We start from the raw sequence: 267 nt of genomic DNA on the forward strand, positions 1-267 counted from the left end.
GCACAGGACTTGCTTCCGGTGCGTGACACATGAACGATTGGCGCCGCCTGACCGTTTGATGTGATCGTGATCGTCTGCGTACAGGCGGTGGGTCCACCGGTGCTGACCGCCTCGAAACGCTGCCAGGACATGCTCTGTTTCGGGAGGTCATGACCAACAGCCGGAACAGCGCGCAGGACGCCGTCCAGCCGCGAGCCCAATGTCCGATCGACCGCCTCCATGAGAGCCATATTGCGTGCCATCATGCGATCAACGGCCTCGAACATG

At 61.4% G+C, this 267-nt stretch carries 1 pseudogene; it reads right to left on the minus strand.

The annotated features are described in order from the left end of the window. Nucleotides 1-245: pseudogene (locus HK23_RS14690) on the minus strand (hypothetical protein); the annotation flags it as partial. Nucleotides 246-267 lie beyond the last annotated feature (22 nt).

The sequence above is a fragment of the Acetobacter malorum genome (genome assembly GCF_002153605.1).
Classification (GTDB): domain Bacteria; phylum Pseudomonadota; class Alphaproteobacteria; order Acetobacterales; family Acetobacteraceae; genus Acetobacter; species Acetobacter malorum_A.